This is a genomic window from Paenibacillus sp. Dod16 (assembly GCF_049893405.1).
Classification (GTDB): domain Bacteria; phylum Bacillota; class Bacilli; order Paenibacillales; family Paenibacillaceae; genus Paenibacillus_AQ.
This window is the reverse complement of the sequence record NZ_JBNDYG010000013.1, coordinates 54,986-76,836: the sequence shown is the minus strand read 5'-3', so window position 1 is coordinate 76,836 and position 21,851 is coordinate 54,986. Positions and strand designations below refer to the sequence as shown.

Annotated in this window: 22 protein-coding genes; 4 read left to right on the top strand and 18 right to left on the bottom strand. The window is 51.6% G+C overall.

Features of this window, described 5'->3' with window-relative positions; genetic code table 11:
• Nucleotides 1-2 precede the first annotated feature (2 nt).
• The 4 genes from ACPV3A_RS12365 to spoVAC form a co-directional block, all read right to left on the bottom strand.
• The gene (locus tag ACPV3A_RS12365; RefSeq protein ID WP_194541601.1) at nt 3-959 is read right to left on the bottom strand and encodes an AAA family ATPase; all 957 of its coding nucleotides are present in this window, start codon (nt 957-959) and stop codon (nt 3-5) included.
• 172 nt (nt 960-1,131) lie between these two features.
• The gene (gene spoVAE / locus ACPV3A_RS12360) at nt 1,132-1,482 is read right to left on the bottom strand and encodes a stage V sporulation protein AE (RefSeq protein ID WP_015734153.1); all 351 of its coding nucleotides are present in this window, start codon (nt 1,480-1,482) and stop codon (nt 1,132-1,134) included.
• A gap of 4 nt (nt 1,483-1,486) precedes the next feature.
• Nucleotides 1,487-2,500 (bottom strand): stage V sporulation protein AD, encoded by a 1,014-nt coding sequence (gene spoVAD / locus ACPV3A_RS12355; RefSeq protein WP_426199809.1) that lies wholly within the window; start codon nt 2,498-2,500, stop codon nt 1,487-1,489.
• A 6-nt stretch (nt 2,501-2,506) separates the two neighbouring features.
• On the bottom strand, nt 2,507-2,995 hold the full coding sequence (spoVAC, locus tag ACPV3A_RS12350) for a stage V sporulation protein AC (RefSeq protein ID WP_071222874.1): 489 nt from the start codon (nt 2,993-2,995) through the stop codon (nt 2,507-2,509).
• A 550-nt stretch (nt 2,996-3,545) separates the two neighbouring features.
• Here spoVAC and ACPV3A_RS12345 point away from each other — a divergent pair.
• Nucleotides 3,546-4,619, top strand: a complete 1,074-nt coding sequence (locus ACPV3A_RS12345) for a M42 family metallopeptidase (protein ID WP_194541600.1) — start codon at nt 3,546-3,548, stop codon at nt 4,617-4,619.
• Between the two features lie 72 nt (nt 4,620-4,691).
• Here ACPV3A_RS12345 and ACPV3A_RS12340 read toward each other — a convergent pair whose 3' ends face one another.
• The 7 genes from ACPV3A_RS12340 to ACPV3A_RS12310 all read right to left on the bottom strand — a co-directional run bounded on the left by ACPV3A_RS12340 (nt 4,692) and on the right by ACPV3A_RS12310 (nt 11,649).
• A complete protein-coding gene (locus ACPV3A_RS12340) occupies nt 4,692-6,095 on the bottom strand; it encodes an MFS transporter (RefSeq protein WP_426199808.1) in 1,404 nt (467 codons plus the stop codon).
• Between the two features lie 100 nt (nt 6,096-6,195).
• A complete protein-coding gene (locus tag ACPV3A_RS12335) occupies nt 6,196-6,858 on the bottom strand; it encodes a cysteine hydrolase family protein (protein WP_426199820.1) in 663 nt (220 codons plus the stop codon).
• 51 nt (nt 6,859-6,909) lie between these two features.
• The gene (locus tag ACPV3A_RS12330; protein WP_426199807.1) at nt 6,910-7,953 is read right to left on the bottom strand and encodes an ABC transporter substrate-binding protein; all 1,044 of its coding nucleotides are present in this window, start codon (nt 7,951-7,953) and stop codon (nt 6,910-6,912) included.
• 44 nt (nt 7,954-7,997) lie between these two features.
• Nucleotides 7,998-8,879, bottom strand: a complete 882-nt coding sequence (locus tag ACPV3A_RS12325; protein ID WP_426199806.1) for an ABC transporter permease — start codon at nt 8,877-8,879, stop codon at nt 7,998-8,000.
• A gap of 28 nt (nt 8,880-8,907) precedes the next feature.
• Complete coding sequence (locus ACPV3A_RS12320; RefSeq protein ID WP_194541596.1) at nt 8,908-9,687, bottom strand: ABC transporter ATP-binding protein; 780 nt, start codon at nt 9,685-9,687, stop codon at nt 8,908-8,910.
• 342 nt (nt 9,688-10,029) lie between these two features.
• Nucleotides 10,030-10,404: a DUF2294 domain-containing protein gene (locus tag ACPV3A_RS12315; RefSeq protein ID WP_194541595.1), complete on the bottom strand. Its 375-nt coding sequence runs from the start codon at nt 10,402-10,404 to the stop codon at nt 10,030-10,032.
• 279 nt (nt 10,405-10,683) lie between these two features.
• Nucleotides 10,684-11,649 carry an acetylxylan esterase gene (locus ACPV3A_RS12310; RefSeq protein ID WP_194541594.1) on the bottom strand — a complete coding sequence of 322 codons (966 nt, stop codon included), beginning with the start codon at nt 11,647-11,649 and terminating at the stop codon, nt 10,684-10,686.
• A 302-nt stretch (nt 11,650-11,951) separates the two neighbouring features.
• Here ACPV3A_RS12310 and ACPV3A_RS12305 point away from each other — a divergent pair, with 302 nt between their 5' ends.
• The 3 genes from ACPV3A_RS12305 to ACPV3A_RS12295 all read left to right on the top strand — a co-directional run bounded on the left by ACPV3A_RS12305 (nt 11,952) and on the right by ACPV3A_RS12295 (nt 13,695).
• Nucleotides 11,952-12,788 (top strand): sugar phosphate isomerase/epimerase family protein, encoded by an 837-nt coding sequence (locus ACPV3A_RS12305; RefSeq protein WP_194545102.1) that lies wholly within the window; start codon nt 11,952-11,954, stop codon nt 12,786-12,788.
• Nucleotides 12,789-12,879: 91 nt separating this feature from the next.
• Nucleotides 12,880-13,155, top strand: a complete 276-nt coding sequence (locus ACPV3A_RS12300; protein ID WP_426199805.1) for a hypothetical protein — start codon at nt 12,880-12,882, stop codon at nt 13,153-13,155.
• Nucleotides 13,156-13,491: 336 nt separating this feature from the next.
• Nucleotides 13,492-13,695, top strand: a complete 204-nt coding sequence (locus ACPV3A_RS12295) for a hypothetical protein (RefSeq protein ID WP_233354796.1) — start codon at nt 13,492-13,494, stop codon at nt 13,693-13,695.
• A gap of 6 nt (nt 13,696-13,701) precedes the next feature.
• On the opposite strand, the gene ACPV3A_RS12290 is transcribed toward ACPV3A_RS12295, so the two are convergent.
• The 7 genes from ACPV3A_RS12290 to ACPV3A_RS12260 all read right to left on the bottom strand — a co-directional run bounded on the left by ACPV3A_RS12290 (nt 13,702) and on the right by ACPV3A_RS12260 (nt 21,770).
• Nucleotides 13,702-13,932: a twin-arginine translocase TatA/TatE family subunit gene (locus tag ACPV3A_RS12290; RefSeq protein WP_339295982.1), complete on the bottom strand. Its 231-nt coding sequence runs from the start codon at nt 13,930-13,932 to the stop codon at nt 13,702-13,704.
• A 27-nt stretch (nt 13,933-13,959) separates the two neighbouring features.
• Nucleotides 13,960-16,071 (bottom strand): glycosyl hydrolase family 28-related protein, encoded by a 2,112-nt coding sequence (locus ACPV3A_RS12285; RefSeq protein WP_426199804.1) that lies wholly within the window; start codon nt 16,069-16,071, stop codon nt 13,960-13,962.
• Nucleotides 16,072-16,097: 26 nt separating this feature from the next.
• The gene (locus tag ACPV3A_RS12280; RefSeq protein WP_426199803.1) at nt 16,098-16,985 is read right to left on the bottom strand and encodes a dihydrodipicolinate synthase family protein; all 888 of its coding nucleotides are present in this window, start codon (nt 16,983-16,985) and stop codon (nt 16,098-16,100) included.
• Between the two features lie 13 nt (nt 16,986-16,998).
• The gene (locus tag ACPV3A_RS12275) at nt 16,999-18,273 is read right to left on the bottom strand and encodes a sialidase family protein (RefSeq protein ID WP_426199802.1); all 1,275 of its coding nucleotides are present in this window, start codon (nt 18,271-18,273) and stop codon (nt 16,999-17,001) included.
• Between the two features lie 69 nt (nt 18,274-18,342).
• Nucleotides 18,343-19,944 carry an extracellular solute-binding protein gene (locus ACPV3A_RS12270; RefSeq protein ID WP_426199801.1) on the bottom strand — a complete coding sequence of 534 codons (1,602 nt, stop codon included), beginning with the start codon at nt 19,942-19,944 and terminating at the stop codon, nt 18,343-18,345.
• Between the two features lie 27 nt (nt 19,945-19,971).
• Nucleotides 19,972-20,847, bottom strand: coding sequence for a carbohydrate ABC transporter permease (locus ACPV3A_RS12265; RefSeq protein ID WP_194541587.1), 876 nt, complete (start codon nt 20,845-20,847; stop codon nt 19,972-19,974).
• Between the two features lie 17 nt (nt 20,848-20,864).
• Nucleotides 20,865-21,770, bottom strand: coding sequence for an ABC transporter permease (locus ACPV3A_RS12260; protein ID WP_194541586.1), 906 nt, complete (start codon nt 21,768-21,770; stop codon nt 20,865-20,867).
• Between the last annotated feature and the right edge of the window lie 81 nt (nt 21,771-21,851).

Below are 21,851 nucleotides of genomic sequence, written 5' to 3'. Positions count from 1 at the left end.
GCCTATCTCCCCATCTGAACAGGCACTTTGACCTGACGCAGTATAAACTCAAGCACCGATTCGGGACTCGCATTGTCGAGCCTGGCTTCCGGACGCAGCATGATCCGGTGCGAAAGCACGTATGGTGCCAGCGTCTTCACATCATCTGGCAGAACGTAATCCCTCTCTTGCAAGAAGGCATAGGCTTTAACGGCATTCATGAATGACAGCGTTGCACGGGGACTTGCGCCCAGCATAACGGAAGGGTGCTCGCGCGTCGACCGGGTAATATTCAGCAAGTAATCGGCGACCGGGTCACCGATGAATACCTCGCGAATCTCGCCTTGAATAGCCGAAATGGTATCCATATGTGTCACCGGCTGAATTTTATCCGCCAGTTGTCCGTCGCGTGAACGGTACATCAGCTGCTTCTCCGTAGCAGCATCAGGGTAACCCAGGCTCAGCTTCAGCATAAACCGGTCCAGCTGCGCTTCAGGGAGCATATAGGTGCCTTCAAAATCGATCGGGTTCTGGGTCGCGCATAGCATGAAGGGATGCGGAAGTTCGTGAGTAGCCCCATCCACCGTTACGCTGCGCTCCTCCATGACCTCAAGCAGGGCCGATTGCGTCTTGGTTGTCGCCCGGTTGATTTCATCCGCCAGCAATATGTTGGTCATGACCGGACCAGGTCGGAAGTAAAACATTTCATCTCGAGGATGGAACACGGACACGCCCGTTATATCGCTGGGGAGAATATCCGGGTTACACTGAATGCGGCGATAGTCTCCCTGCATGGATTTCGCTAATGCTTTGATCAGTTGGGTCTTTCCTGTGCCAGGCACATCCTCGATCAGTACATGTCCGCCAGCGAGCAGCGCCGTAAGGAGCAATTGGATCTCAAATTCTTTGCCTAACAGGCACGACTCCAGATTGGTTCGCACCGAGGTAATGATTTTCATGGATTCTTGGCTTACGGGCATGTATGACTAACCTCCTGTAAGGGAATAAATACTTATTTTAGTACTATTGTACATGATCGAGGTCCCGGAGTACATTCGATGAGATATTTTGGGTATTCACCTTTTTATCGCCGCTCTAAACAGAAAAAGACCCGGCATCATGCCAGGGTCTTTTTCTTCTTGATGATGATGGTTATCCCTTCGGACGAACAAACAGAGCGGCCAGGAAGGAGAAAATGATCGCTGAGGATATCCCTGCACTGGTGACTTCGAATATCCCCGTCACGACCCCGATCCAGCCGTCCCTCCCCAGTTCCGTCAATGCGCCATGCACAAGCGAATTACCAAAGCTGGTGATCGGCACGGAGGCTCCCGCTCCCGCGAATTTGACAAGCGGCTCATATAATCCGAACCCGTCGGCGATGGCTCCGGCGACTACTAACGTACTCATCGTATGTGCCGGCGTTAGTTTAATAACGTCCATCATAATTTGCCCAATGACGCAAATCAGACCGCCAATAATAAATGCCCATAGAAACTGCATTGTGTTATCCTCCCATCTCTAAGGCTACAGCGTGAGCGATGCACGGTATGCTCTCACCCTGCTGGTAAGAAAGAGGCGACAGCAAAGCCCCGGTAGCAACGACCAGCACCTTTTTCAATTCGCCTTTTCGCATCCGTTTTAAAATATGGCCATAAGTAACAACAGCCGAGCAGCCACAGCCGCTGCCCCCTGCATTGACGTATTTTTGTGTCTCCAGGTCGTAAATCATTAACCCGCAGTCTGCAAACACCGTACCGTCCATGATGACATCGTTTTGTTGCAAAAGATCCTTCGCGATTGGAAGCCCCACGGAGGCCAGGTCACCGGTCACGATCAGATCATAATCCTTCGCTTGCCGGCCTGTGTCTTTGAAGTGCTTTGTTATCGTATCGGCTGCCGCCGGAGCCATCGCCGCACCCATATTGAACGGATCCTTGATGCCCAGATCCACCACCTTGCCGATGGTGGCATACGTGACAGCAGGGCCGTCTCCCTTGTCCGAAATGACGGAGCAGCCTGCTCCCGTTATTGTATATTGCGCATACGGCGGCTTCTGCGATCCGTACTCCGTCGGATAACGAAACTGCTTCTCAACCGTACAGTTGTGGCTTGCAGTACCGGCCATGACATACTTGGCCCCTCCTGAATCCACGAGCATGGAGGCCACCGCGAGGCTCTCCATTGATGTAGAGCAAGCACCGAATACGCCGATGTAAGGCACACCCAACTGTCTTGCAGCAAACGAACTGCTGATGATCTGGTTCATCAAGTCCCCGCCCACAAAAAACTGCAGCTCGTCTTCCTTGATGCCCGCCTTCTCAACCGCTTTTCTCGAGGCATCCTCCAGCAGTTTCCGTTCCGCCTTTTCCCATGTTTTTTCGTTAATCTCAATATTGTCGTAGATATAGTCGAAATCTTCGGCGAGTGGCCCTTCGCCTTCCTCAGGCCCCACAATCGTCCCCGTGCCGATAATGACGGGTTTGTTCTCGAACTGCCAGGTTTGGCCGATCACCTTCATCTCTCGTTACCTCCCCTCAATGCCAAAAATAGCGTAAATGATACCGATAATAAACGCAGCCACGGTACCAAATACAATGACAGATCCCGCCAGCTTAAACATGCTGGCCCCGACCCCAAGAACCAAACCCTCCGCGCGGTGCTCGAGCGCAGCGGAGCACATGGAATTCGCAAACCCCGTGACCGGCACGGCGCTGCCTGCTCCCGCCCATTGCGCGATTTTGTCATACACGCCGAAGGAGGTCAGAATGACGGAGAGTATAATCAGCACGGCAACTGTCGGGTTGCTCGCTTCGGTGGTGCTCATATCGAATACGGTCATAAAAAACTGCTGAATGCATTGGCCGATCACACAGATGAGACCTCCAATCAAAAAAGCGCGCAGACAATTTTTAAGTACGGCGCGAGGAGGTTCATGCTTTTTGGCAATCGCCTGATATTCTGCCGAGCTCATTGTGGTGATATCAGACTTAGGCTTTTGGTTAGAGCCTGACATTTCAATACACCTCCGCTTTTATTTAAGTATGGAATCCTTTAAAAACGCTAAAGAGCCATTATGGATATCACTCGATATCATTATGCTTTGAATGAACTCCCTTTATGTTTGGAAAATCATCCTTCTCAATTGGCAACCACAGCTTGTCCTAACATAAAAGTCGCCCCGCACGAAAATCAGCCTCCAGGAATCCCTGAAAGCTGAAGTAAGACTCGCCTGCCATCGTTGCTGGAGCCGGTCATTATATAAGAATGTATTTCAGCAAAATGACGAGGAGGATGAACAGGACCATAATGAGCAGAAGTTCTCTGACTTCGGCATGATAGACGTTTATCCCATGGTGCTTCATACTCTGCCCCTTCCCTCGGACGACAAAAATTCCACTTCGTTTCTATATCGTATTCCTATCCCGGGTGCAGGGTGCTTGTTTCATTTATTTTAAAATGACGTGCTCCTATGCGGCACGGGTTTTGTAGACTTTTCAGATGTATAGGGGCATACTAGAAAAGAAAACACTCTTACATACCTTTTCTAAAGGAGCGATTTCGTAATGAATGAATCAACACTGGAATTATTTCGTACTTTGACTGAATTCCCGGCTGCACCGGGCTTTGAGAGGGAGCTTCGTTCCTGGTTGAAGAATGCCCTTTCGCCATATACAGATGAGTTCGTGCAGGATCGGCTGGGTAGTCTGTTCGCCGTTCTTCGCGGTAACGATGAAGGTCCAAAAGTCATGGTGGCCGGTCACATGGATGAAGTCGGGTTCATGGTAACCGGCATAACCGAAGCGGGGATGGTCCGTTTCCAGCCGCTTGGCGGTTGGTGGAGCCAAGCCGTGCTTGCTCAGCGCCTGCAAATCATCACCGACAACGGTCCTGTCGTTGGAGTTGTAGGCTCCATCCCGACGCACCTGCTGGATGAAGCGCAGCGCAGCAAGCCGGTCGACATCAAGACCATGTATATCGATATCGGCGCCGATAACAAGGCGGAAGCAGAGTCGTTCGGCATTCGTCCCGGATTGCAAGTGGTTCCGATCTGTGAATTCACGCCGCTCGCTAATCCGAAAAAAATCATGGCCAAAGCGTGGGATAACCGTTATGGCGTTGGCCTCGCGATCGAGCTTGTACAGGCGCTCCATGGCGAGAAGCTGCCTAACACCGTTTACGCCGGCGCAACCGTCCAAGAAGAGCTCGGACTGCGCGGAGCACGTACTTCAGCCAATCTGATTCAGCCGGATATTTTCTTCGGACTGGATGCCAGCGCGGCGAACGACATGATGGGTGACAAGAGCCAGTTCGGCCAATTGGGTCAAGGCGCACTGCTTCGCATCTTCGATCCGACCATGCTGACTCACCGCGGCATGGTAGAGTACGTTCAAGATACGGCGGAGACCAACAAAATCAAATACCAATACTTCGTCTCGCCGGGCGGCACGGACGCAGGCCAAGTGCATCTTAGCGGCATCGGCGTTCCGTCCACCATCATCGGCATATGCTCCCGCTATATTCATACATCTTCGTCCATCATCCACACGGACGACTACGAAGCTGCTAAAGAACTTCTGATCAAGCTCGTGAAAGGTTTGGATCGTACGACACTTCAGACGATTCTGGACCGCGCGTAAGCTAAATGAAAAAAGGGTATCCTGCAGGTCTGGAATAGACCTCGGGATACCCTTTTTCTCTTTTCCCTTCCTCTAAGAAGATAGCGTCTCCTTATGCCTGCCAAAGCGAAACGATATGAGCATCGTTACATAAACGATGACAACCAGCGCCGTATTCAGTACGAATATCATCCGAAATCCGGTAAGCCCCCCTGCCCCTTGGGCTGGAAGAGCCAGCATAGCACCTCCCGCCGCCGTACCAAACATCATCCCCAGATTTCGCGACAGTGCCAAAATGCTGCTGATCAGGCCGAGGTCCGTTTTGGATGTCCTGCCCATCACCAGAGAATTGTTCGGCGGCGTAATGATGCCCATGGAACCGCCGAGCAGGACGATAAGCACAATCAGAAAGAAGATCGGATATGCCGGCGATACAAAACCGAGCACGGTTAACGCTGCTGTCATGAGCAGCAGCCCGGCTGACAATAACGGGAATGTCCCCAGCTTGTCCGACAGGCTCCCGCTCAGAGGCGAGAATATGATCAGCGACAACGGATATCCCATCATGATCAGCCCTGCCGTAGCAGGTTCAACGCCAAGCTCGCTCAACAAAAACACGGGCAGCACAAGCTGAGCCGAGAAAGCCGCCATGTAGGTAATGATGGTGATGATGATTCCCACGCTAACGCCTGCATCCCGAAACAGGTCCAGCTTCATAAACGGGAGTTTCCCTTCCCCTGCTCGTTTCCACCGCGACGAAAGACACCACCCGATGAATGCGACAGCTCCCGCACCGAACACGATGAACAGCACCGAAACCTGCCATGAACCCCAGCCCCACTGAGCCCCCAAATTCACGGCCGTAACCAGTCCGGTTAGCGATATCGCAAAAAAAGCAGCCCCCGGCACATCCAATCGGCTTACGACTTTTTCAGGTTCGTCCTTCGGAATGAAGCGCTGGGCGAACAACCATGCAATCAAAGATATGGCCGTCAGCAGCCAGAAATTGCTCCGCCACGAAAACCACTGAATCAGTATTCCCCCAAGGCTCGGTCCGACCATCGAGCCTGCGGCAACAAACGTGCTGATGAGCCCAAGCGCTTTGCCGCGCTGCTCCTTAGGAAATACGGAGACGATCAGCGCCATATTGGTGGCCTGATACATGGCCGCTCCTACGCCTTGCAGAATTCGAGAAGATATCAGTCCGTTTAATGAAGGTGACAAGGCGCAGCAGAGCGCCCCTGCCATAAACACAAAATAGCCGATATTGTGTATTTTCCGCCGGCCCAGCATATCCCCCAGCTTTCCCATGACAGGAAGCAATATGGAGATGACAAGCAAATAAGCGGTGACGATCCACTGGGCCGTAGGGATGGTGGAGTCGAACGTTCTGGCGATATCAACAAGCGCAATGTTGAACATGCCAGCCGACAGATTGGACAGAAATGCCCCTAAACAAATGGTATATTGGACGATCATCCTTGATCTGTTATTCATGCAGGACTCACCAGCTTTATTCATTAATTTCTGTGCCGCTCATAGAAAAAGCTCCCGCATGCGGAGAGCTTCCCAATGAGTTGAACCACGTTCTGACAAACTAGCCAACGGCAGGCTGAGCGGTCGATATCGATCGCAGCGGCTCCTCAGGCATTTGATCCATCCAAATATCGATAAGCTCCGCCACTTCACTAACTTTCCCGAAATAGCCTTCAATATTCTCAAGCGTCATGTCATGCGCCGCTGGAGAATACGATGCGCAAGCGTCCGCTGCAAGCACAATATGATAATCCAGCATAAAACCGTCCCTTGCCGTCGATTCCACGCACACATTGGTGCTGACTCCCGTCATGATCAGGGTCTCGATCTTCAGCGTCTTTAATACCGAATCCAGCCTAGTATTTACAAAAGCGCTGTATCGGTGTTTATTGACAATGATATCATCCTCCTTCGGCGATACCTCGTAAAATTCCGCGCCCCAGTTCCCTCTCCGGCATACGTTCGCCGATCGGCCCGAGGACCTGGTGGTCCAAGCGTCGGAATCCGTCGCTTTCTCATGAAGCGTCTGAATGAAAATGATGGGCACCTTCAGCTCCCTGGCCCTCTGAAGCAGCTTATGGAGCTGCGGCATCATCTCCGCTACCCCACTAACATCGCAGCCCGCTTGAGACAGCGCCCCCTCGGGATGACAATAATCATTTTGCACATCGACCACAACAACCGCCGTTTTGCTGCCAAGCATCAGCTGATTTAAAGATTTCATCATGACTCTCTCCCTTCCAGGTCGTGTATTTGTACATCATGCACCTTCCGATCACTTCTTGGAATTGTTTACAAACTGCATATCCACCAGCGCATCATAGGTATAGTCCCCTTTAAATATCCCCGTCTCGATCATGACATCCATATCGTGCTTCAACGCCTCTTCCGAAATCATCCCGTCCAAGCTCCAGAGATTGTCGGCATAGGCCCGGTCCAAGGCAGCTTGGATCGCATCATCGGACAACGTCGGGAATTCGGCTATCAGATTTTTCTTGGCTAGTTCCTTATCCGTTTGCACGACTGCAAGCGCTTCGATCATGGCATCCGTGAAACTTTGAACGGCTTCCGGGTCCTTCTCGATGGTTGACTTCTTCACGCTGAGAACCGAGTACGAGAAATCCCCCAGATCATGAAACTTGTAAAACGGCTCTTCCCATACATTCTTTGATATCCCGTCGCTAATCTGCGGCTCGGCTCCGTTCGCAATGTCAGCCGCGCCCTGTTGGACCATCGTCACCACCGTGGAGCCATCTGCCGGTTCGAGCAGCTGCACATCCTTCTCCGGATCGAGTCCGAGCTGAATCAGGAGATAGCGGGTTAGAAGGTTGGGCGTACCGCCGTGGCGACCGGCGTTAATCTTTTTCCCTTGTAAAAATGCCTTCAGGTCTTCGGGGGAATGGCTTGCAGGAGCGGTGCCTTTCTTAGCCATTAAATACACATTCGCCCGATTGACGACATTCACGACCGAAATGATCGGATCGGAATTGTTGTTGTTAGCCAAGGCATTGGACTCCGTCCCGCCAATAACGCCCCAGGCATCTCCGCTGACCACGGCGGTTACGTGCGCTCCTCCGGCCGCTTGGATGACCTCAACGTCGAGCCCTCTTTTCTCAAAGAAGCCTTCCCGCTGTGCGACGTACAGCGGCAGATAGCCCGTGGAGTGAAGCGGCTCGGCGATCACGATTTTCTTCAGCTTCCCGTCACCGGAAGCGGACGCGGTGCTGTTATCGTTTTTTTCATTGCCGCAGGCTCCAAGCAGACCGGTGACCATGAGCAGTGCGAACAGCAGTGAACGTTTCTTCATTTTTTGGTTCATATGAATTCCCCTTTTAATAGAAATAATGAGTTCGGTTATTCTGTCTATTGTTTGGTCAATCCCTTGGATAACCACTTCTCCAGCACCACCACGCCCCAGTACATCACCATGGACAGCAGCGACAGGACGACGACACCGACCCACACGAGGTTGATATCCAGTATCGTTCCTGCATACATAATCATCCGGCCGACGCCCTGGCTTGAAGCGATGAACTCGCCCACGATGGCACCTGCCAGCGCAAGGGCAATATTAATCCGCAAGCTGCTGATGATCCAGGGCATGGACCATGGTACGACAACCTTGGTAAAAACCTGATGCCGCTTGGCGCCCAGGGAATACATCAGCTTCTCCATATCCGGATCCACACTCTTCACGCCGCTGTATGCGGAAAGCGCCGAAACGACAACCGTCATAGAGAAAGCCAACGCCACCTTGGAAAAAAATCCGATTCCCAGCAGAATGACGAGTACAGGTGCCAGTGCGAGCTTGGGCATCGCATTTAAAATGATCAGATACGGCTCGCTGATGCCGGCATACGATCTTGACCACCAGAACGACAGTCCGAGCAGTGCGCCGAGAAAGGTTCCGAACACAAAACCGAGAATCGTCGAGCCGGATGTATACGTAATGTCCCGGAGAAGGGTTCCTTCGGTCATCTGGGTCCAGGTCGTGCGAAGAATCGCGCTGGGGCTGCTCCAATTGTAGGAATCCAGCAGGCCGATCCGGGTGAACACCTCCCATACCAGAAAAACAAGAACAGCCACAGCGGCCCGCCCCCAAACGATTCGCCGGCTTCTGCGGCGCTCCAGCGCCTCTTCATCCAAGATGTACGGCACAACCTCCGGCCTTTTGGACGAACCCGCTGCAGGCTCCGCAGACGTCACGGCATGTACGATAAAAGCCTCTTTGCGTGCAGTTTCCATTCCAGTTCCCTCCTCATTTTTTTATTCCCTAAGAGATTTGTTCTTCATCTTGTCCAGCTGACAGTAAATCCATGAGATGATGCTTCAGCTCCATGAAGGCCGGAGACGTCATGTCTTCCGTTTTACGGGGACGCTCCATCGTTACGGTAATTTTGGACTTGATCCGCCCGGGTCTGGACGAGAATACATAGATGTCATCCGATAAATAAATCGCTTCGTCAATGTCGTGGGTGACAAACAGCACCGTCTTGCCAAAATCCTCCCAGATCTGCAGCAGCCAGTTCTGCATGGTCAGCCGAGTCTGGGCATCCAATGCGCCGAAGGGCTCGTCCAGCAAAATGATGTCCCTGTCGTAGAGCAGCGTCCGCAGCAGCGCGGCACGCTGTTTCATCCCTCCTGAAAGCTCCTTCGGATAATGCTTGTCAAAGCCCTTCAGACCGTATTTATCCATCAGGGGCAGCGCCCTCTCCACGGCTTCCTTGTAGGGTACGCCCCGGACCTCCATACCCAGAATGATGTTGTCGAGGATAGTGCGCCAAGGCAGAAGCATGTCCTTTTGCAGCATATAGCCCACATAACCGGTTGTCCCGACGATATCCTTTCCGTCAGCCGTCACTTTGCCCGTGGAGGGCGGCATCAAACCGGCGATAATGTTAAACAATGTTGACTTGCCGCAGCCGCTGGGACCGATAATGCTGACAAAACGTCCCTCCTCAATCGCCAGACTCGTCTCCCGCATGGCCGGGATCTCTTCCCCGTTTCGGCGAAACCATTTGCTGACACCCGAAATTTCAATTTTGTGAGTCATGGCCCTTCCTCCCTCTCCTTTGAGTTTCATATTTTTTCAGAAACAACAGAAATTTATTTTCAAAAGCGGATGTAACAAAAAATCGCCAGTCCAGCCCCAAGCCGCACACATGTATGTGCCTTGGTACTAAACTGACGATCGGCCCGCTCTCTACTCGAGGTTGTTCAAAAAGTCATCTTTCGACATCGAATATTGAATTCAGCCGGCCCTTCCGGTGCTCACGCAGGTTTTGCCTACGCTCCGCTCCTGACGTCCCTAGCTTCATCCAACTAAAGCGTTTTGAAAAAACGCTCATCGGAAGCATAAGCTTCGGTGCTGAAAACCTGACTTTTTGAATCCGTACTACAAGAGTTCCGGCATGTCGTTCAGATATGCTTCGACCTCCTTCTCCAAGATTACGATGGTACCGGAAAACTCGGTCTCTGCATCATAGTCTTTAAGAATGGAGATGATTTTAAATTGAAACTGCTGTTCCAGGGAAGCTTTAATCTCCTGCTTGAACACCTGGAATAAAAGGTGGTCCAACTGCCGGGTAGAGAGGGGGTAATTCTCATCCAGCAGTTTGAGGACGGGGACTCTACTATTTCTCGATACAATGATGATTTTGTTGCCAACGAAATCGACTTTTTGCTGCTTTACACCCACGTTAAATATTTTCTTATTTATCGCGTTGTAAACCCTCAAAAGATCCTGTTTGAGTTCGCCTGCTGTCATCATGGTTCAACATCCCTTTGTGTAAATTAATATTACATTGACCGGGGTAGGTATAGGGTGTTTATCGAGTTTTTTCTGTCCTTGGGTATAATTATAGGTGAATTTGGGTAATTGTCAATACACCTACGTTAAAAAAGATAACAAATATTTGATTCGTGTTATTTTATATAACATTTATATACCATAGACTTAAATGTGATTCGTTTGCTTCTGTCCACTGACGCTATATATAGAGCAGTCCTGAGCAATCGTCATGCGCTGCCCCCTTCCTGTCTCCATGTTCTATCTCCCGTTAAAAATCCGTTCCAGGAACAAGACGCCCTCCCTCTTCTGGTACTCATTGACTTCATGGCCAGAGAACGGATAGTCTCTTATTTCTTTTGCCGCTTTCATTCGGTTGTATGCGGCATATATGGTTTCGGGCATGCAGACCGTATCCTTCCAACCGACGGATACCATGACCGGCACCTGGATTCGCGGCGCCAGATTCAGCATGTCGAAATACGAGAGATGCTCCAGGATTTGATTCAATTGCTCCGGGTAGCGCTTTATGTATTGGGCGATTTCGTTCAGCGAGCTAGCCGAATGCAGAATCCCGTAGTCCATCCTGCACATGTTGGGAATGTCCGCCACAATGGCCGCGACCTTCGGATTCAGAGCCCCTGCAAGCAGTGCCAGTCCGCCGCCCTGGCTGCCGCCAACCACGGCAATTTTTTTCGGATCCACTCCAGGCTGCTCCGATGCCGCATCCACTGCCCTCACAGCATCCATTACAACTGCCATGTAATAGGAGCGACGAATATCCATAAGCCCCTGCGTCACCCAGCCCTTAACCACGCCGCTGTCCAATGGAAGCAGATTCCCCGTCTCGCCGCCCTGCCCCCTTACGTCCACGGCAAACACCGCATAACCGAGCATCAGCCAATGGGCATATCGTTCCGGAAATCCACGGTCTCCGGTATAACCCGGGAAGGTTACGATACACCCTCGAGGCTTCTCGTCCGCAGAAGGATTAGCGGGAGTTATATACCAAGCATGGATGGGCGTATCATCATAACCATGATAAGTAACCTTAGATACTTCCATGTAAGGATATGGCGTCGTTTCCGGTTGACTAACCATGTGGAGCGGCTTATTGCCATACGACTTCAATACTTCCTCCCAAAACCGATTCAAAACCTGCTCGTCGATCGTGGGCTCCGGATACAAGTTACCAAGCTCATTCTTACGCTGATCAATGGTATTCATTCTGAGTTTAAATCTCCTTTTCGCGAGTAAAGTGGAAGTTCATATGACATGGTTATTTCGGCAAAACATATGTAATCCCCTTCGAAGCGGTAGGAATTCATGCCGGTTTATTTAAAACCCTTCTCAACAATAACGAATCGGCAGTGGCTCCAATCGCTATCTTTCTCAAAAAATATTAAAAGTGATCATAGATTTATAAAGTGGAACATATCATACATAGAAACTATGAAACCAATGGGTTGATATAAACGAAGACCCGCCTCTAGCAACACGACATCTAATAGCGAATGGAGACGATGAATATGCTGCAAGGTTTAACAAGCGCAGGACTCGGAAAACTTGAAAGCGATTTACAGTTTATCGAACTCGCGGCCAAATACGATTTCCAATGCATCGATATCGATGCCAAAGGTCTTGTAGACCGCCTTGGCGTGGAGGCGGCAGCCGATATGTTGAAATCCCGGCAACTGGAGATCGGGGCCATCGGCCTTCCCGTAGAATGGAGAGGAACGGACGAGCAGTTCCTAAGCGGCCTCGAGAAACTCCCAGCAGCTGCGGCAGCCGCCAAGGCTCTCGGCTGCACACGGTGCTGTACATACATTCTTCCTTCCACCGATGCACCCGCTGCTCATTTCATGGCGCTGGCCACCACCAGACTGCGGGCATGTGCCAACATTTTGGGGGCATACGGAATTCGATTGGCCTTGGAGTTCGTAGGACCGCATCATCTGCGCACCCAATGGAAGAACCCGTTCATCTGGACGGTACAAGAAACTTTGGATTGGATTGATGCCATCGGGGAGCCGAATGTCGGGCTGCTTTATGATGCATATCACTGGTACACCAATGAGATGACGGTCGCGGATATCCGGCAGCTGCGCGCTGAACAAATCGTTCATGTCCATATTAACGATGCCAAGAACATACCCGTGGGAGATGTGCTTGATAACGACCGGCTTTATCCCGGTGAAGGCGTAATAAATCTGCCTGGGTTCCTTCAGGCTCTGAATTATATCGGCTATGCAGGCCCGGTGACACAAGAAATATTGACGCCTTCCACGCCGACCGGGACCCCTGAAGAATTGGTTGCTAAATCACGGCGAGCCTTCGATAGCGTATTCGGTGCTGCAGGACTGTAGTAGAGGATCCAGGCCACATAACGGAATGATTCCACCTGTACAGGGAAACACTGAAATGGTAGGTTAAGTACCTTTTCGGGAGGTTTCAGGTATGAACGGATTTGAGAAAGAGGAACGGGATAAATTTACGGATCTAACTACCGTGGAGTCCCAGCGAAACGATTTAACCGCGGAGGAATTCCCGGAGGGTCCTTACGGATCCAGCCTGCGGACCGAAACGCTTGGTAAAAGCAGTCCGTGGAGAGCGGATCAAAGACCACCGAACTCCTTCGATTACGAAAACAGAGGTCTCCACAAAGAGATGAAGCGAGATTATCCTTCGGAAGACCAGATCTTACAAACCGAGTTGGACGAGGATAAAGCCTGACCCGCTCTTGTCGCTAAATCCCCCTCTTTGTCCTTTTAATAGGACAATGAGGGGGATTTTTTGCCAAAAACAGCCGCTGCAAAAACGCATACCACCTCTTCAGCATACATAAAATGGCATGAGAAAACCTGATTCGACGTGCCTTGATTGAAGAGGTTCCGCCATGACGGCGGGTTTACTTCAGCATCAGGTTTCCACTCAACATATCGTTCACTCTTGGCCGTATGCCTAATTACCAATAAGGGAGGCGAGGTGGACACCTTGTAGGAGGGGATCTGAATACCTAGCCTGAAGCGTAAAGATGACTTTGTCGTTTATGTGGTAACATTGTCCAATATGAAACGCTACATCTCGATTGAATTCATTGGGGGGACATGCGGTTACATCATCGGTCAAAGGGGACTGCATTCCGACATCTTCGGTATGCTCGGCAGTATGGCGGCACCCATGGCTATCCGGGCCGTGCTCCAATGGCAGGCACCTAAACCGAAGCGAGCCTCTTCCCGGAAGAGGCTCGCACTTTTGTTCCTTCTACATTAACACGCTTTACAAGTTCTGCTGCAGCTTGCCATCTCCCCCTACGGCATCAGCGGCTGCCTTTGGATCAGCATCGGAACCAGCCGTCTCTTCTTCCAGCATTTCTTTGCTGCCTCTCCGGAACTCCTTGATCGTTGTTCCGAACGCCCTTGCCAACCGGGGCAGCTTGGACGGGCCGAACAACAACAGACCGATCAGTACCAATACAGCTAAACCTGTAAAACCGATATTCAACGGCATGAATCCAGTCTCCTTTAGCCTCTTTTTTCACACTAGCCCATAGGCCTGTTCATAGAATTTGCCCCTGACGGAAATGACAAGGCTTGCCGATCCGCCGCTTTCCTCGGGAAGCGCGGTAAGTAAACTCGCGGCTGGCCCGTCCCCACTCCGAAGCTCCAGTTTGAGGACATTGGAATAGTTTTTCATCCGGTAAGGAACATTCTGAGACGTGTAGGCGGCTGGCCGAATCCAAAGCGCGGTATCCGAGGTCCTGTTCAAGGCTACTGCGGCTTCCGCCTCCTGATAATCCGGGTGATTGTCGATGGCAGCAGCCGTAAACAAGGCATATTTGCTCTGGAATGCTTTCTCCCCCAAGAACATCCCTTTGGAGAAATCGTCGCTTCCCGTTCCGCCGGGAAGCGGAAGGGGCGTCCAGGACCGGTAATCCCATGAAGCCTCCTGAACAGCGTAGCGGAAGAGCGCCTCTACATCGAAGGAGCGTGCCGTCGAAGGCTGCATCGCTCCCGCCTTTGTCAGCCGATGTTCGATGGCTCCGTTATTATTTCGGAGCTCCACTTGAAAATGGTATTCCCTTAGATGGATATGCCCGAGCCTCCGCATTCCCGGAACGATCCATGCACCCTGGCAGTGCTCCATTTCCTGAAACTCCGTTTTTGAGCGATTGTATGGAAACTCACAGTTAATGAGCCGGGGGAGAACCGTGTATTGGCTTGCCCTTACCGGTCCGCTTTCCGCCCGGCAATTAATGAAAGTCGGCCTGATGACCCGATCCAGCACGATGGAGGCACTTTCCCTTGTCTGGATGGAGCAGTTCACGAATCTCGGATGGTTGATCCGGTAAGGAACACCACTTCCGATGAAGCCGTCAATTTTAATCGGTGTGCTGTCCGGTTCGATTCGACTCTCCCAGCCTTGGGCGAACCCGTTGGAATGATGATCCGTACCGGAAAAAAAGGAGTCTGACACAAGCAAATGCGATAATCCGAACTGTCCCTCGGTCCGGGCATCGTCAACGGGAGGGGTAAAGCCTGCGACATCCGGCGGATTGCCTTCGTCACCGCCCAGAACGGCGAGCCCGATTTTACCCTGAAACAAGCAATCTTTAATGGTGGCATATTCAATGGAGCCGTATTCCGCGGTTGCAGATAACCGCCCCGATGCATCCAGAAACACCCCCGCTTTCTGCCAGTAGCCGACAACAGAGACGCGATCCAGCTTCACATGAGTAGCATTATCAATCCACAGCCCAACATCGAACATGGCATGTTCATCCGTAAGCTGGGTCGTAATGTTCCCTAGTGCGTCGCGAATCTTGAAGTCGGACAGGATCTTAAGGTCGGACAGCTGGGTACCGTCAGCATCGGCATCCAGCTTCACCGCGCAGGTGAAATCCCGAAAATCGTCCCTGTTACTGGAATACGTCCGGGAACCGTTTCCCGTAAACATAAGGACGGTGCCGTTCTCCATATCCAGGATGCTATCCGGGACCTCATTGCGCCTTTGCCCAAAAGCATACCACGAGGAAGCACCGCTTCCGCGGACAAACGTATTACGGGGGATGATCAGCGTATCGGTCAATCGAAAAACCCCCGGCGGGAAAAACAAACTCTTTCCTCTGGCTGCTCCCAGAGCCGAACGAACCGCTTCCGTATCGTCGGACATTCCGTCGCCTACTGCACCAAACCATGCAGCGTTAACGCTCCCGTCATGCAGTCGCTTAAAGCGGGCTCCGGCAACGGATGCAACAATCGTTCCGGTATTATCGGGAGAAGTGTTATCTGCAGGATCATATATGAAATGCCCCTCCTGTCCCGGGTCCGTAACGAAATAAATCAAATCCTCTCTCGGCTCCTCCATACCCCGGAGTTCAGCCAAGGTAACGGCAATGATATAACTCATGTTCATTAACAATGGTGGTTTGTTTTTGTCATCGTCTCCATAAACGGCATCGGTTACAGCCGGAGCGCCTTGACCAAAAGCCGTTCTCGCCAATGGACCTTTCAGAAAATGCTCAGCTGCCAATGCCGCCCCCGCAAATCCGAGGGCGGACAGCATACTGCGCCTGCTCATTGGACGGTCCATCAGCGGCTGCTGCGTACGTTCACCTTGGACGTCATCACTTTCATGTCGAATGCTCATCATCGATCCCCCCATCATTCATCTTCTTAAACCTTGACGGTTTGCAGCCAAACCTCCATCGCCTTTTTAGCCTCGAGTGTGGTAACGCCGCTGGATCTCACCGTCGATCCCATGGGCACGCCTTGAAGAGCGGCCAGCATTTTCGCCGAGGAGGGGTAACCGAATCGGAGCAGCGCGTCGAGATATACAAGCTCCCTGTGAAGCTTCTCCGCATGGGCCGATCCTAGCGAAGCCGCCCTCCAGAAGTCTAAAACAGAGCCTGCTCCGGCAGCCGAAACGATGGCCATGATACCCTTAGCTCCTTGACGAATGGCTTCCAGCATGAACGGGGTGTTCGCCTGGTAAACAATCGTACCTTGAGCCACCTCGATCTTACCCATTATGCCTTCCATCGTACAGGTTGTGTCCTTGATCCCGATCACGCTGCCAGTATCCGTTAACCTGGAATAGACCCAGGGTTCTATTGCATAGGGCTCCACCAAGGGCCACTCATAGAGTATGACCGGACATTCCGCTATATCGGCCAGCCCCGCGAAGTGATCCGCGAGCTTGCCTTGGTCGACCCCCATGCCGGCCGGGGGGACAAGAACGACGCCCGCAAGCCCCGTATCCATCACTTGCTTCAGCTCTTCCTGCTGCAGCTTCGGAGCCTCAAGATTGCCCGTAGCCACAACCGGGGTGTTCCCCGCCAGCTTCACAGCCCTTCGCATCAGCTCCAACCGTTCCGTTAATGTCAGCCATTTCATTTCGCTGCTGCCGCATACGGCAAACAAGCCTTGGGGCCGGAAGGACAGCTGCCACTCCACGTAGCGTTCATAAGCCTCCCAATCGATGCTTCCGTCCTCGTGAAACGGGGTTAGCAGTAGGGAGAAGACACCCTCGAACTTCTTGGTTAACTCCGCTTTTTTGGTCAAAGCCCATATCCTCCTATCCATATACGAGAGATCGAAAATTCCGAATGTTGTGGAACGTAATCAAGTTCCCATTATGCGCATCCTTGGCTCTGGCATCGCCCGATCGGCTGGCAATGAGCAGATCTTCCCCGTCGATGGCCATGCTGGCATAATGCCGCGACTGCTTCGGCGAGGCTCCGATCGACACGATAGCCGCAAAACACCAGTCGATGCAATTCGTTGAGTAATGGAGCTGAAGACGGTGCCGCTCGTTGTTCGGCAGATCGAAGCGCTCCGCCGGCAGGCGCTCCTTGCGCGTCATGCTGTCTGTGGACTGCGAGCTGAGCAGCCAATACAACCTGCTCACCTCGTCAAATAACAGATGAAACTTCATTTGCCCTCCGGGGCACGGGACAAACACTGCTCGTTTGCCGGAAGGCGTCGTCTCCAGCATCGTTGTCATTGTGCCGTCGTTGTTCTCCACTACTTTGGCGATGGCGGCAAAACCGGTACCTCCCGTATGAGCTCTCGCCCACAGATGAAACGTCCTGCCCTCGGGATCATACCAGTAATGGTCAGGATCGGTGAATTGAACGACGTTCGTTTCCAGCCAGCCGACGGGCGGGCAATTCAACTGACCCTTGAGGTAATCCGAATTTTCGGTGAAAAAGGGGACGCCAAAATAATCGAGACGATCCGACGGAAAGGCATCGACGGCTGTTAAGCGGGAAGCGTAAGTCCAGCTGACCGGCTCCAGCAGGTCTGCGTCTTCCCGTGCCCGCATGAGGACCGGCTGGATTTCACTAACTGGCCACACCGTCATGTCATGCTGCCGAATATCCTCCATAACCAGGTATACATTCCCCTTGGCATAATGGACATTGCAAGGAGCCTGGTGCCAATCCCCTTCATCGGTCAGCTGGACCGGCTCGGACCAGGTAAGCCCCCCGTTATCGGATCGGATGATCATCAGATTGACGCAGTGCCCTAGAATGTAAAGTGCTCCTCCGGCCAGAAAGGGGCGTGCATGCATAAAGGGGAAGTCATGCGTATGCTGCCAAGTACGCCCTTTGTCGTCCGATACAAACACTTTCCCTTGCGTAATAAACCCTTTGCGTGAACCTTTCGGCCCCGGAAGATCGGGGACTCCCTTTCCTCCGAGATCCATTGTTAATACGAGTCGTCCGCCTGGCAGATTAATAATGGCAGGCGAGTAACAATAAACGGACTGTGGATCCGGCGACTCGAATACGGTGACATAATCATCGGCACACGGCCTAATCCTGTGCGCGGTTTCTTCCATGTTCATGCGGTTACCCTCCCGATTCGGTTGTTATATGGGGCAGTAGCTTAACGCACGCTGCCGCCCCCTTTGATGTCAACTACGGATATAACGGTCATATGCCTGCTGTTTGATTTCGATCATTTCATCCAATCCCATTCGCTTTAAATCTTCTACGTATTTGTCCCATTCAGCTTCAATGCCGCCTTCCACGATCCATTTAGCTTCCATTTTGCGGACATACGTCATGATGTCGGTTGCCAGTACGCCAAGACGTTTGTTCTCTTCCGCCGTCATATACAAATTAGGGTACGTCCGATCCTCCGGAACGATATAAGGCTTATAAATTTCATAAAATCCGTTGCGCAGCTTATCGCTTTCGCTCTTCTCCAGCTTTTGCAGCCATTCGCTTGAGACCAGAAGCGGGAAGGCCGTCGAAGGCGTCGTGCTGCCGATCCAAGTGGAGATATCCATTCCGTCCTGAGGCGGCACGATTTCAATCTTGCCGTCCGACTTCTCCTTCAGATGGGTACCAAAGGGACCGTATTTAAACTGCATCGCCGATTTCGGATCGTTCAATGTGTCCACCAAACGCATCGTCGCTTCGGGGTACGGGTTGTTCTTCGTAATCGAGAAGAAGTTGAGAATGATCCGGTTGTCCTGCCTTCTCCACAGTTGGTGACCCTCCGGTCCTTTCAGCGGAGGCATCGCCACGTATTCATGAACTCTGTCCCCCAGCTCATACGTTCCGTTAAAAGAGGCGATCAAACCGACCTTTGGCGTTTCGTCCTTCGTCTTGGATAGCATCTGTTTGGCATCCTGGGTAAAGGATTCCTGATCCAACAGCCCTTCCTCGTATAAGCGGTTCAGGAACGCGATTGCCATCTTGTACTCCGGAATGGCCGGCTCGAACACCACCTTTTTATCCTTGACGGAGAAGCCGGTAAGCGCATCGGCAAGCCCAAACGCCCCAAACAGCTCATAGTACCCATTCGTCGTMGTGTTGTGACGGAAGGTTGACGGGATTTCATCCGCTTCGCCGTTCCCGTTCGGATCTTGCTCTTTGAACGCCTTTAGCACTGCAATCAATTCATCCGGCGTTGTCGGCACTTCAAGGCCGAGTTTATCCAGCCACGTTTTATTCAACAGAAATGTGTTCCGATATTGAAAATGGGCCTGATCTTCAAACCACGGGATGGAATATATGTGTCCGTCCGGCGCCGTAGCCATCCGCCGTACTTGCGGATTCTCATCCAAAACTTTCTTGATGTTCGGCGCGTATTTGTCGATCAAATCCTCCAAGGGAATCAGAACGCCCTCCGTTCCGTAATCCACCACATCCTGTGTCGTCAGCCCGTTGAAAAATGCGTCCGGGAATTCTCCGCTGGCCAGAATTAAATTTTTCTTCTCGGTCCAGCTCTCAGACGGGATCTGTTCCCACTCGACATCGATATTCGTTTTTTCCTCCAGGTCCTGCACCAGCACCATTTCGTTATAATCCTTGTGATAATGCTGTTTGACAACCGGAATCCGGATGCGGATCTCTTCATTTACGACCGGAAGTCCCGTTTCGTTGAAATTCGCTTCGGTGCTTGGCGCCTGTGCACCTTCCTTTGCTTCATTTCCGCTGCTGCAGCCCGCCAGAAGAAGAGCCGCCGCCACCGCGTATGCCGTAGACCTCGCCATCCATCGTTTCAAGATAACCACCCTTTCGTGATCTTTGGATTAGCCTTTCAAAGAACCAATCATGACACCTTTCACAAAATACTTCTGAACCATCGGATACAGGATGAGCACAGGAATGCTGGCTACGATGATGACCCCGTATTTGATGGATTCCGACAAGCTGTTGCTGGCACCGAGATCCAGGTTCATCAGTTCCTGCACCTCGTTCTGGATGAGTATGTTCCGCAGGACCAGCTGAAGCGGGTACTGAGCTTCATTCCTTAAATAGATCAGCGCGCTGAAGAACGAATTCCAATGGCTTACCCCGTAAAACAGGACTAGAACGGCCAGAATGGATTTTGATAATGGAAGCGCCACTTGCAGAAAAAACTTGAAATCCGAGCAGCCGTCCATGGCTGCCGCCTCCCGGAGTTCATCCGGAATGTTGTGTTGGAAGAAGGTACGGGTAATAATCAGATTCCAGACACTGACGGCCCCTGGTAATATCAAAGCCCACATGGAATTCATCAAGCCCAAAGATTTAACCAGCAGGTAGGTCGGAATAAGCCCTCCGCTGAAAAACATGGTGAACGTAATGAGAAACATGAACAGATTCCGGCCGTACATGTCTTTGCGGGACAGGGGGTAAGCCCCCGTAACGGTTATGGCTACATTGACCGCAGTCCCGACCGTCATGTAAACGAGCGTATTTTTGTATCCGACCCATATCGTCTGGTTCTCCATTATCCTCTGATACCCCTCAAGGGTAAAATCGACAGGAAACAGCCATACCTTGCCCCCGCTTACGCTAATCGGATCACTTACAGATGCGATGATAATAAAATACAATGGATACAGGATCACAATGAGCAGCAGCGTAAGAAACGCATAGTTGAATAAATCGAACACTCTATCCGCCCTTGATCTGGAATGCATGTCGGAGCTCCTCCTTTCTACCAAAGACTCGTTTCGGTCTGTTTTTTGGCGATCCGGTTGACGGTGACGAGCAGGATAAAATTCACGATGGAATCGAACAAGCCTACCGCCGCCGAGAAGCTGTATTGGGTACCCAGCAGCCCTGTCTTATACACATAGGTCGATATCACTTCCGACGAGTCCAGATTCAAGGAGTTCTGCATCAAAAAGGTCTTCTCGAAACCGACCGTCATGATCGAACCCAGCTGCAGGATGAGTACAATGATGATTGTCGGCAGGATCGAGGGGATGTCGATGTAGCGTATTCGCTGCAGTTTAGTCGCCCCATCGATGATGGCGGCTTCATGAAGCCCCGGATCCACCCCTGCCAATGCAGCCAAATAGATGATCGCCCCCCAGCCTGCCCCCTGCCATACGCCAGAAAGAACATGCAGTGTCTTGAACCATTCCGGCGAGCCGAGAAAAAAGACAGGATCCCCTCCCAAACCAACGATAAGATGATTGATCAATCCGCTGCCCGGGGACAGAAAAATCGTCAGCATCCCCACAATGACAACCGTCGATACAAAGTGAGGCGCATAGGTTACGGTCTGGACAAACCGTTTAAAACGGCGACTGGACAGTTGGTTGAGCAGAAGCGCAAGCAGGATTGGTATCGGAAATCCTAGAGCCAACCCGTATAAACTCAAGCCCAGTGTATTTTTGATTAAAGTCCAGAACTGGAAGGAATTAAAAAAACGCTCGAAGTGTTCCAAACCGACCCAAGGACTTCCGATAATTCCCCTTGTCGCCAAAAAGTCTTTAAACGCGATCTGCACGCCGTACATCGGTATATATTGAAAAATCACGAAGTACGCAAGCGTAGGTAAAAACAATAGGTACAGCTGGTAATGCACTCTGATTTTTCGCAGAAACAGCTTCATCCGTCGTATCACCCCCTCTCTGTACACAACATAAAGGGAACGGCGGGAGGTGTAAATTTACCGTTTATGTACAGGATAAAC

What these genes read in the sequence shown, in the direction of transcription:
- ACPV3A_RS12335 (WP_426199820.1), bottom strand. Translation starts at nt 6,858, where the DNA reads ATGAAATCTTTAAATCAGCTGATGCTTGGCAGCAAAACGGCGGTTGTT.
- ACPV3A_RS12300 (WP_426199805.1), top strand. Translation starts at nt 12,880, where the DNA reads ATGAACGGATTTGAGAAAGAGGAACGGGATAAATTTACGGATCTAACT.
- ACPV3A_RS12315 (WP_194541595.1), bottom strand. Translation starts at nt 10,404, where the DNA reads ATGATGACAGCAGGCGAACTCAAACAGGATCTTTTGAGGGTTTACAAC.
- ACPV3A_RS12330 (WP_426199807.1), bottom strand. Translation starts at nt 7,953, where the DNA reads ATGAACCAAAAAATGAAGAAACGTTCACTGCTGTTCGCACTGCTCATG.
- ACPV3A_RS12345 (WP_194541600.1), top strand. Translation starts at nt 3,546, where the DNA reads ATGAATGAATCAACACTGGAATTATTTCGTACTTTGACTGAATTCCCG.
- spoVAE (WP_015734153.1), bottom strand. Translation starts at nt 1,482, where the DNA reads ATGCAGTTTCTATGGGCATTTATTATTGGCGGTCTGATTTGCGTCATT.
- ACPV3A_RS12285 (WP_426199804.1), bottom strand. Translation starts at nt 16,071, where the DNA reads ATGAGCATTCGACATGAAAGTGATGACGTCCAAGGTGAACGTACGCAG.
- spoVAD (WP_426199809.1), bottom strand. Translation starts at nt 2,500, where the DNA reads ATGAAGGTGATCGGCCAAACCTGGCAGTTCGAGAACAAACCCGTCATT.
- ACPV3A_RS12320 (WP_194541596.1), bottom strand. Translation starts at nt 9,687, where the DNA reads ATGACTCACAAAATTGAAATTTCGGGTGTCAGCAAATGGTTTCGCCGA.
- ACPV3A_RS12275 (WP_426199802.1), bottom strand. Translation starts at nt 18,273, where the DNA reads ATGAACATGGAAGAAACCGCGCACAGGATTAGGCCGTGTGCCGATGAT.
- spoVAC (WP_071222874.1), bottom strand. Translation starts at nt 2,995, where the DNA reads ATGTCAGGCTCTAACCAAAAGCCTAAGTCTGATATCACCACAATGAGC.
- ACPV3A_RS12305 (WP_194545102.1), top strand. Translation starts at nt 11,952, where the DNA reads ATGCTGCAAGGTTTAACAAGCGCAGGACTCGGAAAACTTGAAAGCGAT.
- ACPV3A_RS12290 (WP_339295982.1), bottom strand. Translation starts at nt 13,932, where the DNA reads ATGCCGTTGAATATCGGTTTTACAGGTTTAGCTGTATTGGTACTGATC.
- ACPV3A_RS12365 (WP_194541601.1), bottom strand. Translation starts at nt 959, where the DNA reads ATGCCCGTAAGCCAAGAATCCATGAAAATCATTACCTCGGTGCGAACC.
- ACPV3A_RS12265 (WP_194541587.1), bottom strand. Translation starts at nt 20,847, where the DNA reads ATGCATTCCAGATCAAGGGCGGATAGAGTGTTCGATTTATTCAACTAT.
- ACPV3A_RS12340 (WP_426199808.1), bottom strand. Translation starts at nt 6,095, where the DNA reads ATGAATAACAGATCAAGGATGATCGTCCAATATACCATTTGTTTAGGG.
- ACPV3A_RS12260 (WP_194541586.1), bottom strand. Translation starts at nt 21,770, where the DNA reads ATGAAGCTGTTTCTGCGAAAAATCAGAGTGCATTACCAGCTGTACCTA.
- ACPV3A_RS12310 (WP_194541594.1), bottom strand. Translation starts at nt 11,649, where the DNA reads ATGAATACCATTGATCAGCGTAAGAATGAGCTTGGTAACTTGTATCCG.
- ACPV3A_RS12295 (WP_233354796.1), top strand. Translation starts at nt 13,492, where the DNA reads ATGAAACGCTACATCTCGATTGAATTCATTGGGGGGACATGCGGTTAC.
- ACPV3A_RS12325 (WP_426199806.1), bottom strand. Translation starts at nt 8,879, where the DNA reads ATGGAAACTGCACGCAAAGAGGCTTTTATCGTACATGCCGTGACGTCT.